Raw genomic sequence first — 16941 nt, 5'->3', positions numbered from 1 at the left:
ACAGTGGCGTTACCGCATCGTGCACTCCTGCACCTTGTACACCACGGGCATCGTCACCTACTTTGCGTGACGAAGTCGCTGCAGGACGGTAGCGACACGCTCAAGCTCCGGCACTGCTGCGCCGATGCCGGTACCGAGCGTGCACCCGTGTGGGTGTGACCCCGGGTGGCTGCCGCCACCGCCAGAAGGAGGAACGAGGCCTGATGCGGTCCCGCACTGCCCCTGCGCCCACGAGCGTCTCCCGCCGCACCCTGCTGTCCGGTGCCGTCGGCGCCGGTGTCGTCGGCGCCGCCCTCGTCTGCACCCGGGAGGGGGCCGCGGCCTCGGCGCTGTCCGGTGCCCTGCAGGTCGCGGGGTCCACCCAGGCGTACGCGCTGGCCGAGCACCCGCTGCAGGCCGCCGCCACCGACGCCGCCGCACCCGCCACCGGCCTGCGCTCGCTGCGCTCCGCGGCCGACCTCGCGGTCGTCACCGTCGAGGTCGGCGGCGGGCACATGGTCGGCGTCACCTTCCCCACCGGCACCTCCGCCGACACCGTCGCGGTGCGGGTGCGCCGCGACGGCGGGGACTGGGGCGCGTGGACCGAGCTGGCGCTGCACGACTCCGAGCCCGACCCCGGCACCAGCGAGGCCCGCGGCGCCGTGACCGGCTCCGACCCGCTGTGGGTCGGCGCGCTGGGTGCGAGCGCCACCGTGCAGGTCCGCCTGCCGCGCGCCGACGTCGCCGCCGCCCGGCTGCAGCTCGTCGACGCCGGCACCAGCAGCGCGCTGAGCGCCCTGGCCGCCGCCGCGCTCACCGGCTCCCCCGCCGCGGCCGACCCCGCCGGCTCCGCCCGGGGCGCCCGCTCGACGCTGGCCGCCGCCGCCCGCTCCGTCCCGCAGCCGACGATCCGCTCGCGCGCCGAGTGGGGTGCCGACGAGTCGCTGCGCCGCGGCGGCGTGGGCTACAGCGGCACCATCAAGGCCGCCGTCGTGCACCACACCGCCGACGGCGGCAGCTACTCGGCCGCCGAGGTCCCCTCCGTCATCCGCGGCATGTACCGCTACCACACGGTCTCGCTGGGCTGGTCCGACCTCGGCTACAACTTCGTCGTCGACCGCTTCGGCGGCATCTGGGAGGGCCGCGCCGGCGGCATCACCAAGCCGGTCGTCGGCGCCCACGCGGGCGGGTTCAACACCGACACCTTCGGGGTGTCGATGATGGGCGACTTCACCTCGGTCGCCCCCAGCGCCGCCTGCCTGGAGTCCGTCGCCCGCGTCATCGCCTGGAAGCTGTCGATGTACGCCCTGCCCGCCGACGGCGCGGCGTGGCTGACCAGCGCCGGTGGCGGCACGGCCCGCTACGCCGCGGGCACCACCGTGAAGCTGCGGACGGTCAACGCCCACCGCGACGTCGGGTTCACGGCGTGCCCCGGCAACGTCGGGTTCACCAAGATGGGCTGGATCCGCGACCGCGTCGTGCAGATCATGGGTTCCGCGCCCTCGACGGCGATCGACGCCAAGTACGCCGCCCTCGGTGGCGGCGCCGGCACCCTGGGAGGACCGACGACCGCGGAGAGCACGACCCCCGCCGGCAACGGCACCTACCGGTTCTTCACCGGCGGCGCGATCTACGCCTCGGCGGCCACCGGCGCGCACACCGTGCGCGGCGCGATCCTGGAGCAGTACGGCCGCCTCGGCTGGGAGACCGGCATGGGCTTCCCCACGACCGACGACTCCCCGGCCAAGGGCGGGTTCTACAACCACTTCCAGGGCGGGTCGATCTACTGGTCGCCGGCCACCGGCGCCCACGAGGTGCGCGGCGCGATCCGCGAGAAGTGGGCGTCGATGGGCTGGGAGGGCGGGCGCGCCGGTTTCCCGGTGACCGGGGACTCCCGGGCCCTCGGCGGCTGGTTCACCCACTTCCAGGGCGGATCGATCTACTACTCCCCCGCCAGCGGTGCGCACTTCACCGGCGGCGCCATCCGCGACCGCTGGGCCGCGATGGGCTGGGAGCGCGGCGGCATGGGCTTCCCCACCACCGACGACACCCCCACCCCGAACGGCAAGGGCTGGTACACCCACTTCCAGGGCGGATCGATCTACTGGTCGGCCGCCACCGGCGCCCACGCGGTCCGCGGCGGGTTCCGCGACACCTGGGCGTCGATGGGCTGGGAGAACTCCTGGCTCGGCTTCCCCACCAAGGACGAGTACGCCGTCGAGGGCGGGATGCGCGTGGACTTCCAGGGCGGGACGCTCACCTGGAGCCGGTCCACCGGCAAGATCACGGCGAAGAGGAACTGACGTGGGCCGTCGGCGCAGCGCCCTGCGCGCCCTCGCGGTCGCCGTCGCGGCCGCGGCGCTGACGGTCACCGGAACCCTGCCCGCGGCCACCGCCGCGGCGCCGCGCCCGCCCGCCGGGCTGCCGGCGGACGTCGACGCCTTCGCGCGCTACCAGGCACCCGTCGGCTGCGCCGCACCGCAGCCGGGGACCCTGGCGCTGCGGCAGCTGGTCCTGGACACCTGGGGCCGGCAGAGCGTCGGCACCGCCCGCACCTGCCCGGTCGGCGGCGTGCCCACCTCCGAGCACCACGAGGGCCGGGCGCTGGACTGGGTGCTCGACGCGGCGGACCCCGCCCAGGCCGCGCTCGCCCGCGAGTTCACCGACTGGCTGCTGGCCCCCGACGCCCGCGGGAACCCGGCGGCCGCCGCCCGCCGGCTCGGCGTCATGTACGTGATCTGGAACGGTCAGGTCTGGAAGGCCTACCGCCCCGGCGACGGCTGGCAGCCGTACACCGGCCCCGACCCGCACACCGACCACGTCCACGTGTCGCTGTCCTTCTCCGGCGCGGCGCGCGAGACCTCCTGGTGGACGGGGACGACCGACCCGCTGGTCGGGCACTGGCTCGCGCTCGGCGGGACGCGCTCCGTGCTCGGCCCGGAGGCCGGCGGAGCGCGCACGACGACCTCCAGCGGCGTCAGCCGCCGCGACTACCGCTCCGGCAGCGTCTACTCCTCGCCCACCACCCCGGTGCGCGAGGTGCACGGGCTCATCGGCGCGCGCTTCCACGCCCTCGGCGGGACGGCCGCCCTCGGCCTGCCGCTCACCGACGAGGTCCCCACCCCCCGCCGCCCCGGCGCCTTCAACCACTTCCAGGGCGGCTCGGTCTACTGGTCGCCGGCCACCGGCGCCCGCGAGGTGCGCGGGGCGATCCGCGACCGCTGGGCGCAGCTGGGCTGGGAGGACGGCCTCGGCTTCCCCACCACCGGGGACGAGCGGACTCCGGCGAAACCCGGTGCCTACACGCACTTCGAGGGAGGATCGGTGTACTGGTCGCCGGCGACCGGCGCGCACGCCGTGCGCGGCGCGCTGCGCGACCGCTGGGCCGCCGGCGGCTGGGAGAACGGCCCGCTGGGCTTCCCGGTCGCCGACGAGCGCCCCGTCCCCGGCGGGCTGCGGCTGGACTTCCAGGGCGGCTCGATCACCTGGAGCTCCACCGCCCGCACGACCACCGTCTCGCTGAACCGCTGAACCGCTGAACCGCTGATCACCGCCGACCAGGAGAGAACCATGGCCCGCTCCCGCTCCCGCCTCCTCCGCCTCACCACCGGCCTGGTCGCCGGCACCGCCGCCGCGCTGGCCGCCGGCACGCTGACCGCCGCCCCGGCGTCCGCCGACGAGGTCCGCCCCGCCGTCGGCGGCTCCTTCACCTTCGTCGGCCACGGCTACGGGCACGGCATCGGCATGTCGCAGTGGGGCGCGCAGTCGCGCGCCGTCGCCGGGCAGGGCTACCGGGCGATCCTGGACTTCTACTACCCGGGCACCGCCGTGGCCACCCGGGAGAACCGGACGCTGCGCGTCGGGCTGACCGCCTTCACCGCCCCCGCCGTCACCGTCGCCGCCCCCACGGGCGCCGCGCTGTCGCTGTCGACGAGCGGGCAGAAGCTGAACCCCGGGCAGCGCCTGGTCGTCACCGGCGCCGGTGCGGGGCTGGCCGCCGGGGTCGGCGGCGCCTGGCAGGAGAACTGGGGCGGCGCCGTGACCGTCAGCGGCCCCGACGGCGTCCTGCTCGTCAAGGCCGACGGCACCTCGGTGCGCTACGAGGGCACCGTGCGGATCGTGCCCGGCAGCCCGAACCTCACCGTCGTCAACGACGTCCCGCTGGAGACCTACCTGCGCGGGGTCGTCCCCGCCGAGTCGCCGTCGTCGTGGAACGCCGAGGCGCTCAAGGCGCAGTCCGTCGCGGCTCGCAGCTACGCGCTGTCGGTGCTGCGCGCCCAGGCGCAGACCGACATCTGCGACACCACCGCCTGCCAGGTCTACCGCGGCGCCGAGAGCCGCGACGCCGCCGGGCGCACGACCTGGACGACGCCCGCCTCGACCAACGCCGCCATCGCCGCGACGGCCGGGGAGATCCGCGCCCACGGCGGCGAGGTCGCCTTCACCCAGTTCTCCTCCTCCAACGGCGGCTGGAGCGTGGCCGGCTCCAAGCCGTACCTCGTGGCCAAGGAGGACCCGTTCTCCGCACCCGGCCGGGCGGTCGCCGGCGACCCGGTGGCCTCGTGGACCGCGACCGTCGCGGCGTCGACGTTCGACGGCGGGTGCGCCCCCGGCGGCGCGGCCACCGGGATCGTCGTCACCGGCCGCGACGGCCGCGGCGACTTCGGCGGCCGCGTCAGGACCGCGAAGCTGCTGTGCACCAACGGCACGGTCGAGGTCACCGGCACGAAGCTGCGCCAGCTCGGCGGGCTGCGCTCGGACTTCGTCGGCATCGTCAGCGCCGTCCAGCTCGCCCACCAGCGCCTGGGCGGCACCGGGGGCCCGCTGGGCGCGGCCACCAGCGGCGAGCTGGGCACCCCGAACGGCCGCGGCAGCTACCAGCACTTCCAGGGCGGCTCGATCTACGCCTCGGCCGCCGGCGCCCACGACGTGCGCGGGGCGATCCGCGAGCGCTGGGCGCAGCTGGGCTGGGAGAACGGCCTGGGCTTCCCCACCGGCGGTGACAGCCGCACCCCGGACGGCTCGGGGTTCTACACCCACTTCGAGAACGGCTCGGTCTACTGGTCGCCGGCCACCGGCGCCCGCGAGGTGCGCGGGGCGATCCGCGAGCGCTGGGCACAGCTGGGCTGGGAGCGGGGGCTCGGCTTCCCGACCACCGGGGACGTGCGCACCCCCAACGGCGTCGGCTACTACACCCACTTCCAGGGCGGCTCGGTCTACTGGTCGCCGGCCACCGGCGCCCGCGAGGTGCGCGGGGCGATCCGCGAGCGCTGGGCGCAGCTGGGCTGGGAGAACGGCCCGCTGGGCTTCCCCGCCACCGGGGACGTGCGCACCCCGAACGGCAAGGGCTCCTACACCCGCTTCCAGGGCGGCTCGATCTACTCCTCGCCCGCCACCGGCGCGCACGCCGTGCGCGGCGGGCTGCTGGACACCTGGGGCGCGCAGGGCTGGGAGAACGGCGCGCTGGGCTTCCCGACGACCGACGAGACCTGGGTCGGCGGCGTCCTCGTGCAGCGCTTCCAGGGCGGCACCCTCACCTGGAACCCCGCCACCGGGGCGATCACCCGCAGCTGACGCACCCCTCCCCCCTCCCCGCGGTGATCTCGCACGTGACACCTGGAGCTGGCGCTCTGCGCCGGAGCGAGATCACCACGGGGACGGCGGGGACGGTGGGGAACCTCACCGGGAGGAGCGGGGGGCACCGCGCAGCAGGGGCGCGGCCAGCAGCGCGGTGAGCACGAGCAGCGACAGCGGCCGGGCCTGCGCGAGCAGCGCCCCGCCCGCCCCGCCGAGCGCGTCGGCGGCCTGCAGCACCGGCAGCAGCCACGGCACCCCCGCCAGCGCCGCGGGCACGACGCGCCACCGCCGCCGGCCGGCCAGCAGGACTCCCGCGGCCAGCGGTGCGGCGAGGGCGTGGTGCGACCACGTCACCGGCGAGACCAGGCACGTCACCAGGCTGACGAGCAGCCCGAAGCGCAGCCGGTGCGCCCGCTGCGCCCAGTCGCAGCGGCGCGCGGCGAGCGCGACGAGGGCCAGCAGCGGCAGCGCGCACACCAGGCCCAGCGCACCCGCCGCCGCGTCCGCGAGACCCGCGTGCGCGAACGCCCCCGCCAGGGAGTTGTTGCTCGTCGTCCCGGGCGCGGCGACGCGGGCGGAGTTCCACAGCAGGTCGGTGAAGTAGCTGCGCGCCGAGGCGGGGGCGGCCAGCGCGCCGAGCAGCGTGGCCCCCGCCCCCACCGCGACGACGGGCAGCGCGAACCGCCGCCGCGCCGGGCCGTTGAGCACCGCGGCGACCACGAGCGCGGGCGTCACCTTCACCGCACCCGCCAGCGCGGCCAGCACCGCCCCGCCGCGCCCGCCGTGCAGGCAGCCGACGACGAGGGCGGTGACGACCAGCGGGCTGACCTGCCCCAGCACCAGCGCCTCGCGGAAGGGGTCGCTGAGCAGCACCGCACCCGCCCCGCAGCCCACGAGCAGCGCCGGGGCGCCCGCCGCGCGCAGCACCCGCACCGCCGCCCACGCCGTGAGCGCCAGCAGCAGCGCGTCCCACAGCAGCAGGTCCACCGCCGCGGGCAGCAGCAGCAGCGGCAGGAACAGCACGGCCGCCAGCGGCGGGTAGACGAACCAGTGCCCGCGCCAGGTCTCGCGCAGGTAGACGTCCCGCCCGGCCAGCAGGTCGCGGGCCCCGTCGCGGTAGACGGCGAGGTCGTAGCCCGGCTGCCAGGGCTGCTGCCCCAGCCCGCTGGCCACCAGCACGACCGCCGCCAGCGCCCCCAGCAGCAGGGGCACCGCCACGGCCGGAGCGGGTGCCGGGCGCGGGCCGTGCGGGCGGTGGTGCTCAGGCACCGGTCGCGGAGCGGTCCGGGAAGACGAGGGTCCGGAAGGTGACGAACCGGAAGACCATGGCGATCGCCATCCCCACCACGTTGCCGGAGAGGTTGTCCGCCAGCGGCGAGGTCCAGCCGAGGCCGTGGTGGGTGATCGCCAGGCACAGCAGCTGCAGCCCCGCGGCGATCACGCTCAGCAGGAAGAACATCGCGTACTCGCGGCCAGGGTGCTCGCTGCGGCGGTCGCGCCAGGTGTAGTAGCGGCTGCCGAGGAAGGCGATGGCGATGGCGATGACGCTGGAGACGACCTTGGAGGTCAGCGACCCGACGCCGGAGAAGAGCAGGAGGTTGAAGACCGCCAGGTCGGCCAGGTAGGCGATGCCGCCGCTGACGAGGAAGCGCCCCACCTCGCGCACCCGCTCGTGCGCCAGCGCGGTGGTCAGCCGCCCGCTCACAGCCACACCGCCAGCAGCAGCGAGGCGCACCACAGCAGCGCGAGCGCCAGCAGCACCCGGTCGTGCAGCGCGATCTCCTCAGGCTCCTCGGCGTTGCCGCGGTCGACGTCGACGGCGTAGCGCAGCACCGCCAGGACGAAGGGGACGATGGTCGTCGTGGCGAGCATCGTGCCGGTCTGCACGACGAGGACCTCCACCGCCCACAGCGCGTACGTGGTCACGACGACCGTGGCCGCCAGCGTCCACACGAAGCGCAGGTAGCTCGTGGAGTACTTCTGCACGACGCGGCGGACCGGCTCCCCGGTCAGCTCGCCGCGCCGCGCCTCGCCGTAGCGCTTGCCGGCCGCCATGAACAGCGACCCGAACGCCGCCGTCAGCAGGAACCACCCCGACAGCGGGATGCCGCCGGCGGTGCCGCCGGCGAGCATGCGCAGCAGGAAGCCGGAGGCCACGCAGCCCAGCTCCAGGACGGGCTCGTGCTTGAGGCCGAAGCAGTAGCCGAGCTGGACGGCGAAGTAGACGGCCAGGACGACGCCGAGCGCGGGCTGCCACCACAGCCCCGTCCCGATGCCGACGACGGCCAGGACGACGGCCAGCGCGACGGCCGCGCGCACGCCGAGCTCACCGGCGGCGATGGGCCGGAACCGCTTGCGCGGGTGGGCCCGGTCGGCCTCGACGTCCCGGGCGTCGTTGACGAGGTAGATCGAGCTGGAGACCAGGCAGAACAGCGCGAAGGCCACCGCGACGCCCAGCAGGGTGTCCAGGCCGACCTGCTCGCCCGCCGGGAAGACCGGGGCGAGGACGAGGACGTTCTTGACCCACTGGCGCGGGCGCATCGCCCGCAGCCACGCGGGCAGCGCGGCGCGGCGGGCGGCGGGGGTGGACGAGGGCGGGGTCACCGGCTGCTCCCGGGTCCGGCTCACGAGGGCGTCCGGGTGCCCGCGCGCGCGGCCCCGCGCACCGCGGCGGTCGTCGCCGCCCCCAGCAGCGCCCCGGCGGTGACGTCGCCGGGGTAGTGCACGCCCAGCACGAGGCGGGAGAGCGCCATCGCCGGCACCAGCGGCCAGGTGGGCACGGGCAGCAGCGGGGCGAAGGCGATCGCCGCGGCCGTCGTGGAGGTGGCGTGCGAGCTGGGCATGCTCCACCGGCTGGGGGTGCCCACCCGCACGCTGACGTGGTGGTCCAGCGGGCGGTGGCGGCGGGCGACGCGCTTGAGCACGACGCTGGCACCGTGCGCGGCGACGACGGCCGCCGTGGCGAGCGCCCACTCCCGCCGCCGGCGGCGGTCCAGCGCGACGCCGGCCGAGCCGACGGCGATCCAGGCGGCGGCGTGCTCGCCGGCGTGGGAGAGGGCGGTGGCCGCGGCGACCACCGGCTCCTGGTGCAGGTGCGCCTGCACGGCGCGCAGCAGCGTCAGGTCGGCGGCGGCGAGGCGCTCCAGGGCGCGCGGCTGCCCGCTCACCGGCCCGCCTCCAGCAGCACGATGCGCCCGGGGGCGAGGATGTGGCCGGTGCGGGCGGGCCAGCTGGCGACGACGCCCTCGGTGGGCACGTCCGCGTCGGCGAAGTAGGCGAGGCGTCCGGTGGTGGGCAACGGGTCGCGGTCTCCCGGGTAGTGGCGGTGGTTGAGGTCGAGGACGTCGCGGGCGAACCCGTCGGCGCGCTCGCGCTGGGCCTCCACGAGCGGCCGCAGCCGCGCGGGGTCGGCGAAGACGTCGACGACGCAGTCGCAGGCGAAGGCCAGGTGGCCGATCTCGCCGGGCGACTCGACGAGGCCGACGTCCATCGCGGCCAGGTCGGCGCCGATGGCGGCGTACTGGGCGGGGGTGGCGTAGTTGGTCTGGATCGCCGACAGCACCCAGGGCCGGCCCTGGCGCACGTCCTGGACGGCGGAGGCGGCGACCTGCGCGACGACGGCGAGGGCCGCGGCGGCGGCCAGCGCCCCGAGCGCGGTCCGCGGCGCGCGGCGGTGCGCGCGGGCGCGGGAGGCGGCGAGCGCACCCGCGGCCGCGGCCGCGGTGACGCCGCCGAGGCCGACGACGACGCCGAAGTACCAGTGGAAGGGCGGCACGCCGAGGACCGACAGCGCGACCCAGTGCAGCACCCCGCCCACGCCGAGCGCGGTCCACGGCCCCGTGCGCGGCTCCGCCGCGCGCAGGCGCAGCACGGCCAGCACCAGGCACCCGGCGATCCCGGCGGCGGCCGGCAGGAAGGCCACGACGGCGCTCGCGCCGTAGAGGTCGACGTACCAGCGCCAGCCGTTGGTCACGTCCCAGGGGCCCCAGCTGCTCACCGCGGTCTTGATGACGACGGTGTCGGGGACCGCGGAGCCGAGGGAGTACCAGCTCCACACCGCCCACGGCACCACGACGGCCAGCGCGACCGGCACCACCACGTGCAGCCGGCGCAGCACCGCGGGCACCCCGAGCGCGACGACGGCCACGACGACCCCGGCGTCCGGGCGCGTCAGCACGACGGCGCCGGCGACGAGCCCGTGCAGCACCGGCCGGCCGGCCTGGGCGGTGAGCAGCAGCAGCGCGAGCAGCAGCAGCAGGACGTTGGTCTCCAGGCCCACCGTGCTCAGCAGCAGCGGGTTCGTGCCGACGACGAGCGCGCCCAGCGGGCCCGTCCACCGCGGCAGCCCGGCGCGGCGGGCCGCACCGGACAGGCTGCGCTCGAGCAGGACGGCGATGAGCACGTGGCAGGCGCCGAGCGCCGCGACGGGAGAGCCGACCAGGGCGACCGCCCCGCCGAGCAGGAGCACCCAGCCCGGGGAGGTCGCCGTGTTGGACGGCACGGCCGACAGCAGCCCCCAGTGCCCCTGCTCGGCGAGGTTCCGCGCGTAGGTGAGGGTGATGTAGGCGTCGTCGACGAGGGCCTCGTGCACGAGCCAGAAGGTGCCGACGGCGACCGCGCCCACGAGGGCGGGCGCCAGCACGGCGCCGGCCAGGGCGCGGGGCCCCGCCGCCCGCGGGGAGGGCGCGGCGGCCGGGCGCGACGGGCCGTCCGCGGCGGCACCCGCCGCCGCCGGCCCGCCGTGCAGCGCCTCGCTCACGCGCCCCCCACGGGCTGCAGGACGATGTCGCTGAGCGGCACGTCCCAGGTGGTGGTGACGGGCCAGGTCGGCAGGCCCTGCGCGGCGGGCGGCTGGGTGCCGCGGTCGTAGCGGAACAGCTCCCCCGCCACCGGCACCGGCGCGGCGTCGCGGTCGCGGTGGGTGAAGTTCCACTCCAGCAGCCGCCGCCCCAGCGGGGAGGCCTCCGCCTCGACCTGGTCGATCATCGGCTGCACGCGGGCCGGGTCGGCGAAGTGGTCGACGACGCAGTCGCAGACGAAGGCCAGGTGGCCGATCTCCCCGGGCGAGGTGACGTGCTGCGGACCGCCGCGCTCGCGCAGGATGCCCTGCACGTCGCGCGCGATCCGCGTGTACTGCGCGGACTCGGCCCAGTTCGTCTGGATCGGCGCCAGCGGCCAGGGCGTGCCCGCGCGCAGGTCCACCCCCAGGCTGGCCACGACGAGGACGGCCGCGGCCGCGGCGGCGCCGAGGCCGACGGGGCGCAGGTGCACCCCGCGCCAGCAGGCGCCCAGCGCGGCGACCGCCACGAAGGTCGTCAGCGCGACCAGCACCGCGTAGTACCAGTGGTACGGCGGCACCCCGAGCGCGCTGAGCGCCGCGTAGTGCGCCACCCCCGCGACGCCCAGGGCCAGCCACGGCCACACCCGCAGCGGCTGCACCGACCCGGCCGGGGCCGGGGCCGGGTCGCCGGGGGCCGGGTCGCCGGGGGCCGGTGCGGTGCGCGCGCTCCAGCCGAACCCGGCGAGCACCAGCCAGCCGAGCCCGCCGAGCACCACGGGCAGGAACGCCAGCACCGCGGTCAGGCCGTAGACCTCGACGTACAGCTGCATGCCGTTGCGGACGTCGTACTGCTCCCACGCCTGCTGCAGCGTCTTGATGACGACGGTGTCCGGCACGGCCGAGCCGAGGGAGTACCAGCTCCAGGCCATCCACGGCAGCACGACCAGCAGGGCCGCGGGGACCGCGACGTGCAGCCTGCGCAGCAGCGCCGGGGTCAGCAGCGTGAGGACGGCGATGACGACCCCGGCGTCCATGCGGGTCAGCACGACCGCGCCGGCGAGCAGGCCGTAGGCCAGCGCCCGCCCGCGCACGGCCGCCAGCAGCAGCAGCGCCAGCAGCAGGACGAGGAAGCCGGACTCCAGCCCCACCGAGCTCAGCAGCAGGGGGTTGACGCCCACCGCGACGGCGGCGACCGGCCCGGCCCAGCGGGGCAGGCCCGTGCGGCGGGCCGCGGAGGTCAGCGCCAGGGTCAGGGCGACGGCGATGAGCACGTGCAGGATCCCCAGCGCCACGACGGGGCGGCGCACGACCGCGGTGACGGCCGCGAGCAGCAGCACCCACAGCGGGGAGGTGGCCGTGTTCGACTCGACGTCGGAGAGCAGCCCCCAGGTGCCGTGCAGGGCGAGGTTCCGCGCGTAGGCCAGCGTGATGTAGGCGTCGTCGACGAGCGCGGTGCGCAGCAGCACGAAGGTCGCCGCGGCCAGCACCCCCACGGCCAGCGCGGGCGCCAGCGCGCGCAGCCGGCTCGCGGCCGGCGGCGCGGTGCGCGGGCGCTCGTCCACGGCGGTCACGCCGGCGGCCGCTCGTCGGCGTGGTGCTGGCCGGCGTGGTGCTCGCCGGCGCCGTGCTCGCGGGCGTGCTCGCGCTCGGCCTTCTCGCGCTGCCGGCGGGCGTGCTCGCGCTCGGCCTCGTCGGGGTCCTGGCCGCGCATCCGGCCGACCACGCGCACGGCGGTGTCGTCGGCGACGACGTGGCCCTGCTCCAGCAGCACGCCGCGGGTGCACAGCTCGGCGACCATGTCGAGGTCGTGGCTGACGATGACGAGGGTGCGCCCCTCGGAGCGCAGCTCCTCGATGCGCGCCAGGCACTTCTTCTGGAACGGCTCGTCGCCGACGGAGAGGATCTCGTCGATGAGGAAGACCTCGGGGTCGGTGTGCACCGCGACGGCGAAGGCCAGCCGTAGGAACATCCCCGAGGAGTAGAACTTCACCTCGGTGTCGATGAAGCGCTCGATCTCGCTGAAGGCGACGATGTCGTCGAAGCGGGCGTTGATCGTGGCCTCGTCCATGCCGAGGATCGCGCCGTTGAGGTAGACGTTCTCGCGGCCGGTGAGGTCGGGGTGGAAGCCGGCGCCCACCTCGATGAGCCCGGCGATCTTCCCGCGCACGCCGATGGTCCCGGCGTCGGGCTGCATGACCCCGGAGATGAGCTTGAGCAGGGTCGACTTGCCCGAGCCGTTGAAGCCCAGCAGCGCCACCGACTCGCCCTGGCGGACCTCCAGCTCGACCCCGTGCAGCGCGCGGAAGGTGTCGGAGATCGGCCGGCGCCGCAGCTTGGCCATCGCCAGCTCCTTGAGGGAGCGGTTGTGGCGCAGGGTGAAGTCCTTGACCAGCCCGTGCACCTCGATGGCGGTGGGGGCCCCCGGGCGGGCGCTGCCGGGCGGGGGGTCGAGAGGGGTGGAGGTCACGGTCATCACAGCTCCTGCGCGAAGCGGCCTTCGATGCGGCGGAACACCAGCTGCCCGGCGGCCAGCAGGGCCAGCGCGATGAGCAGCCCCCACAGCCCCGTCCACAGCAGGTGCGGCGGCAGCTGCGGCGGCACCTCGGCGGCGCGCACGTCGCCGGTCGGGTACCAGAACGCCCAGTGGAACAGCTCCACGGCCGCCGTCACGGGGTTGAGCTGGTACAGGGTGAGGAACCACGAGTCGCGGCCCACGGCGTCGGCGACCTTCTGCCAGTCGTAGAGCACCGGCGAGGTCCACGTGACGACCATGAGCAGCAGGTCGACGATGTTCTCGAAGTCGCGGTAGAGCACGTTGACGGCGCCGAAGAGCAGCCCGAGCCCCACGGCGAGGACGGCGACGATGACGAAGCCCAGCAGCGCCCCGGCCAGCTGCTGCGGCAGCGGCCGCCAGCCCGTGACCAGGCAGGCGAGCAGCAGCACCACCAGCTGGGGCAGGAAGTGGATGGCCGCCACCCACGCCGAGCTCACCGAGAACAGCTCCCGCGGCAGGAAGATCTTCTTGATGAGCGGCGCGTTGCCCACGATCGAGCGCGTCGCGTTGCCGAACGCCTCGGTGTAGAAGTTGATCACGACGATGCCGGAGAACAGGTACACCGCGAAGTTGGGCACGCTCTCGTTGAGCTTGAGGAACTCGCCCATCGCGAAGTAGAAGACCGCGAACTGCACGCCCGGCTTGACGTAGCTCCACAGCAGGCCCATGACCGAGCCGCGGTAGCGGACCCGCATCTCCTTGCGGACCAGGAGCTTGAGCAGGTACCGGTAGCGCAGGACGTCCAGCAGGCCGGCCCCGTGCCCGGGCGCGACGAGCGGTGCCGCTGCTCCGGTGGAGGTGGCGACAGCGGACACCGGCGTCAGCCCTCCGGCCGGCGGTCCGCCGGTTCGGCCAGGTCCACCCCGAAGGTCTGCGCCCAGGCCTGCATCGAGGTCACCCGCGGCAGCGCGTCCTTGTAGGCGCGGCGCAGCTGCGGCCAGGCGGTGAGCATCCGGCGGTGCAGGTCGGCGGACTCGGCGATCAGGTCGCGGAAGCGGCGGGCGTCGCGGCGGTACCAGACCGCCCCCTTGCCGTCGGCCATGGAGACCACCGCGCTGTCGTACATCGACAGCTCCCACCACTTGCCCTCGCTGGCGGCCAGGACCGCCTGCGGGCGCTCGGCGGCCTCCGCCTTGGGCTTGCGCAGCTGGTGCAGCGCGGCCTGCGCCGCCCACGGCAGCAGCATCCCCTTGCGCGGCGGGCGCGGCTCCTTGCCCTTGTGCGCGGGCTTGCCGCGCTTGGGGGTCGGGTAGGCGTCGGGCTCGGTGGCCACCTGCGCGTCCGGGTACTCCGCGCGCAGCGCGCGCACCGCCGGCAGCGTGCTGCCCAGCGTGCGGTGCAGGTGCTCCGGGCCCTCCAGCAGGTCGCCCAGGGCGCGGTTGCGCAGCGCCTGCGCGTAGTACTGCATGGAGATCAGGTGCTTGACGTCGGTGTAGCTGCTCTCGCGGAACAGCCGGCCGCCGCGCTCGTAGGGCGAGTACAGCAGCGCCACGAGGAAGCGGTTGCGCTCGTGGTAGTACGCCTGCCAGTCGATCGTGTCGTCCTTGTCGTTCCACGACACGTGCCACACGCACGCCCCGGGCAGCGACACCGTGGGGAAGCCGTGCTCGAGGGCGCGCAGGCCGTACTCGGCGTCGTCCCACTTGATGAACACGGGCAGCGCCAGGCCGATCTGCTCGATCACCTCGACGGGGATCAGGCACATCCACCAGCCGTTGTAGTCGGTGTCGATGCGCCGGTGCATCCACGGCGTCTGCCGCAGATTGGAGGCGGCGAGGTTGTGGCCGTGGTACAGGCCGCGGGCCGGGCCCCAGAAGAAGCGGTAGAGGTTGACCGCCTCGCCCATGGTGTGCAGCACCGAGCGGTCGTACATGTCGAACATGTGGCCGCCGACGAGGGTCGGCTTGCGGCAGGCGTCGCCGAACTGCACGGCGCGCACGATGCCCTCGGGCTCGATGTTGACGTCGTCGTCCAGCAGCAGCGCGTAGCGGCTGCGCCGGGCCAGCACCGTCTCGAACATGCCGCGGGCGAAGCCGCCGGAGCCGCCGAGGTTGGGCTGCTCGACGATGCGCAGCGTCGCGCCGAGGCGGGCCGCGACCTCCTCGAAGCCCTCCTCCTCGCTCACCTTCTGGGTGCCCTGGTCGACGATGACGATCTCGTCGAGGACCTCCAGCACGGAGGCGTCGGAGGCCAGCGCCTCCAGCGTCTTCACGCAGTAGTCGGGGCGGTTGAAGGTCGTGATCCCGATGGTCGCCCGGCCCGCCTCGCGGTCGGCGACGGGGGCGCTCCAGGCGGCCTCGACCAGCGTCAGCGCCTCGGAGCCGCCCGCCAGGTCGATCCAGTACCAGCCGCCGTCGGCGAACGGGGCCAGGGTGAGGTCCTCGCTCAGGCGCGCCTCGCCGTCCACGCGCCAGCTGGTGACGCGCTGGCGCGAGCCGCGGGCGTTGGACTTGTACAGCGTCACGGTGCCGTAGCCGGAGAACGTGCCGGTGAAGCGGACCTGCTCCGCGCGCGTCCAGCGCCGCCAGTAGCTGGCGGGGAAGGCGTTGAAGTAGGTGCCCAGCGAGTACCGCTTGCCGGCGGGCACGCTGACGCTGCGCCGGTCGCCGGCCGCCTCGGTGTCGGACTCGCCGGCACCGGTGTTGACGAACTCCACGCTGTCGGACTCCGCCGAGGCGTAGCCCTCGGACTGCGAGAAGTCCACGTACAGCGGCAGCACGTCGATGTCGGTGCGGGCCGGGAAGACGATGCGGTGGACCTCGCGCCACCGCCCGTCGTCGGGCGCCAGCCCGCCGCCGGCGAGCGCCCCGAGGGCGCTCACGCGCGCGCCGAGGTCCGTGCTGACGTCCGTGCTCATGCGTCCACCCCACCGGCCACGAGAGGAGCTCCGTCCTTGAAGTGCGGGGTCAGCTTGTTGTCCACCATCGACAGGGCCGCCCCGATGGCCATGTGCATGTCGAGGTACTTGTAGGTGCCCAGCCGGCCGCCGAAGAGGACGTCGCGCTCGCGGGAGGCGAGGTCGCGGTAGGCCAGCAGCCGCTGGCGGTCCTCGGGGGTGTTCACCGGGTAGTAGGGCTCGTCGCCCTCGGCCGCGAAGCGGGAGAACTCCCGCATGATCACGGTCTTGTCCTTCGGGTAGTCCCGCTCGGGGTGGAAGTGCCGGAACTCGTGGATGCGCGTGTAGGGCACGTCCTCGTCGGCGTAGTTCATGACCGGCGTCCCCTGGAAGTCCCCGACCGGCAGGACCTCCTGCTCGAAGTCCAGGGTGCGCCAGGACAGCCGGCCCTCGGCGTCGCCGAAGTAGGTGTCCACGGGACCGGTGTAGATCGTCGGCACGTTGCCGACCACGTTGGCCTTCGAGACCTCCTGGGAGGCGTCGAAGAAGTCCGTGCGCAGCCGCACCTCGATGTTCGGGTGGTCGGCCAGCCGCTCCAGCCAGCGGGTGTACCCGTCGACGGGCAGCCCCTCGTACCGGTCGTTGAAGTAGCGGTTGTCGTAGGTGTAGCGCACCGGCAGGCGGGTGACCGTGGCCCCGGGCAGCTCGCGCGGGTCGGTCTGCCACTGCTTGGCGGTGTAGCCCTTGAAGAACGCCTCGTACAGCGGGCGCCCGATGAGGGAGATCGCCTTGTCCTCGAAGTTCTCCGCGGTGGCGGTGTCGATCTCGCCGGCCTGCTCTGCCACGAGCGCGCGCGCCTGCGCCGGGCTGAGGCTCTCGCGGAAGTACTGGTTGATCGTGTGCATGTTGACCGGCATCGAGAAGACCTCGCCCCGGTACGTCGAGAAGACGCGGTGCACGTAGGGCGTGAAGCTCGTGAAGCGGTTGACGTGCTGCCACACGCGCTCGTTGGAGGTGTGGAAGAGGTGCGCGCCGTAGCGGTGCACCTCGATGCCGGTCTCCGGCTCCGCCTCCGAGTAGGCGTTGCCGCCGATGTGGTCGCGGCGGTCGATCACCAGGACCCGCAGGCCCAGGTCCTCGGCGCACTGGCGGGCGACGGTCAGCCCGAAGAAGCCGGACCCGACGACGACGAGGTCGACGTTCACCACTGGATCA

Annotated in this window: 12 protein-coding genes and 1 pseudogene; 3 read left to right on the top strand and 10 right to left on the bottom strand. The window is 74.9% G+C overall.

Features of this window, described 5'->3' with window-relative positions; all coding sequences use genetic code 11:
• Positions 1-203: 203 nt before the first annotated feature.
• Genes ACRYM2_RS11750 through ACRYM2_RS11740 form a run of 3 tightly spaced genes read left to right on the top strand, consistent with a single transcriptional unit; the run spans position 204 to position 5553 of the window.
• Positions 204-2282, top strand: coding sequence for an N-acetylmuramoyl-L-alanine amidase (locus ACRYM2_RS11750; protein ID WP_432522566.1), 2079 nt, complete (start codon positions 204-206; stop codon positions 2280-2282).
• Position 2283: 1 nt separating this feature from the next.
• Complete coding sequence (locus tag ACRYM2_RS11745; RefSeq protein ID WP_432522564.1) at positions 2284-3510, top strand: LGFP repeat-containing protein; 1227 nt, start codon at positions 2284-2286, stop codon at positions 3508-3510.
• A gap of 39 nt (positions 3511-3549) precedes the next feature.
• Entirely contained in the window at positions 3550-5553 is a 2004-nt protein-coding gene (locus tag ACRYM2_RS11740) for a SpoIID/LytB domain-containing protein (protein WP_432522562.1), read from the top strand.
• 105 nt (positions 5554-5658) lie between these two features.
• Here ACRYM2_RS11740 and ACRYM2_RS11735 read toward each other — a convergent pair whose 3' ends face one another.
• The 10 genes and pseudogenes from ACRYM2_RS11735 to glf form a co-directional block, all read right to left on the bottom strand.
• Positions 5659-6774 carry a glycosyltransferase family 87 protein gene (locus ACRYM2_RS11735; RefSeq protein WP_432522560.1) on the bottom strand — a complete coding sequence of 372 codons (1116 nt, stop codon included), beginning with the start codon at positions 6772-6774 and terminating at the stop codon, positions 5659-5661.
• Between the two features lie 43 nt (positions 6775-6817).
• A complete protein-coding gene (locus tag ACRYM2_RS11730; protein WP_432522558.1) occupies positions 6818-7261 on the bottom strand; it encodes a GtrA family protein in 444 nt (147 codons plus the stop codon).
• Positions 7258-8184, bottom strand: coding sequence for a decaprenyl-phosphate phosphoribosyltransferase (locus ACRYM2_RS11725; RefSeq protein ID WP_432522556.1), 927 nt, complete (start codon positions 8182-8184; stop codon positions 7258-7260). Before ACRYM2_RS11725 ends, ACRYM2_RS11730 begins: the two co-directional genes overlap by 4 nt.
• The gene (locus ACRYM2_RS11720) at positions 8181-8723 is read right to left on the bottom strand and encodes a phosphatase PAP2 family protein (protein ID WP_432522554.1); all 543 of its coding nucleotides are present in this window, start codon (positions 8721-8723) and stop codon (positions 8181-8183) included. Before ACRYM2_RS11720 ends, ACRYM2_RS11725 begins: the two co-directional genes overlap by 4 nt.
• Positions 8720-10315 (bottom strand): hypothetical protein, encoded by a 1596-nt coding sequence (locus tag ACRYM2_RS11715; protein WP_432522552.1) that lies wholly within the window; start codon positions 10313-10315, stop codon positions 8720-8722. Before ACRYM2_RS11715 ends, ACRYM2_RS11720 begins: the two co-directional genes overlap by 4 nt.
• Positions 10312-11907 carry a hypothetical protein gene (locus tag ACRYM2_RS11710; RefSeq protein ID WP_432522550.1) on the bottom strand — a complete coding sequence of 532 codons (1596 nt, stop codon included), beginning with the start codon at positions 11905-11907 and terminating at the stop codon, positions 10312-10314. The genes ACRYM2_RS11715 and ACRYM2_RS11710 overlap by 4 nt, the downstream gene beginning before the upstream one ends.
• A 128-nt stretch (positions 11908-12035) precedes the next feature.
• Positions 12036-12809 (bottom strand): annotated as a pseudogene (locus ACRYM2_RS11705) (ABC transporter ATP-binding protein); the annotation flags it as partial.
• Entirely contained in the window at positions 12809-13714 is a 906-nt protein-coding gene (locus ACRYM2_RS11700) for an ABC transporter permease (protein ID WP_432522582.1), read from the bottom strand. The gene ACRYM2_RS11700 and the pseudogene ACRYM2_RS11705, both read right to left, overlap by 1 nt.
• Positions 13711-15747 (bottom strand): glycosyltransferase, encoded by a 2037-nt coding sequence (locus ACRYM2_RS11695; protein WP_432522548.1) that lies wholly within the window; start codon positions 15745-15747, stop codon positions 13711-13713. The genes ACRYM2_RS11700 and ACRYM2_RS11695 overlap by 4 nt, the downstream gene beginning before the upstream one ends.
• Entirely contained in the window at positions 15744-16931 is a 1188-nt protein-coding gene (glf, locus tag ACRYM2_RS11690; RefSeq protein ID WP_432522581.1) for a UDP-galactopyranose mutase, read from the bottom strand. The genes ACRYM2_RS11695 and glf overlap by 4 nt, the downstream gene beginning before the upstream one ends.
• Positions 16932-16941: the final 10 nt, after the last annotated feature.

Origin of the sequence: Kineococcus aridisoli (assembly GCF_050871885.1) — a bacterium.
Classification (GTDB): domain Bacteria; phylum Actinomycetota; class Actinomycetes; order Actinomycetales; family Kineococcaceae; genus Kineococcus.
The sequence above is the reverse complement of the archived record's forward strand: the minus strand, read 5'-3'. Positions and strand labels throughout refer to the sequence as shown.

Coding starts and splice junctions, on each gene's coding strand:
- ACRYM2_RS11750 (WP_432522566.1), top strand. CDS start 204: ATGCGGTCCCGCACTGCCCCTGCGCCCACGAGCGTCTCCCGCCGCACC.
- ACRYM2_RS11740 (WP_432522562.1), top strand. CDS start 3,550: ATGGCCCGCTCCCGCTCCCGCCTCCTCCGCCTCACCACCGGCCTGGTC.
- ACRYM2_RS11695 (WP_432522548.1), bottom strand. CDS start 15,747: ATGAGCACGGACGTCAGCACGGACCTCGGCGCGCGCGTGAGCGCCCTC.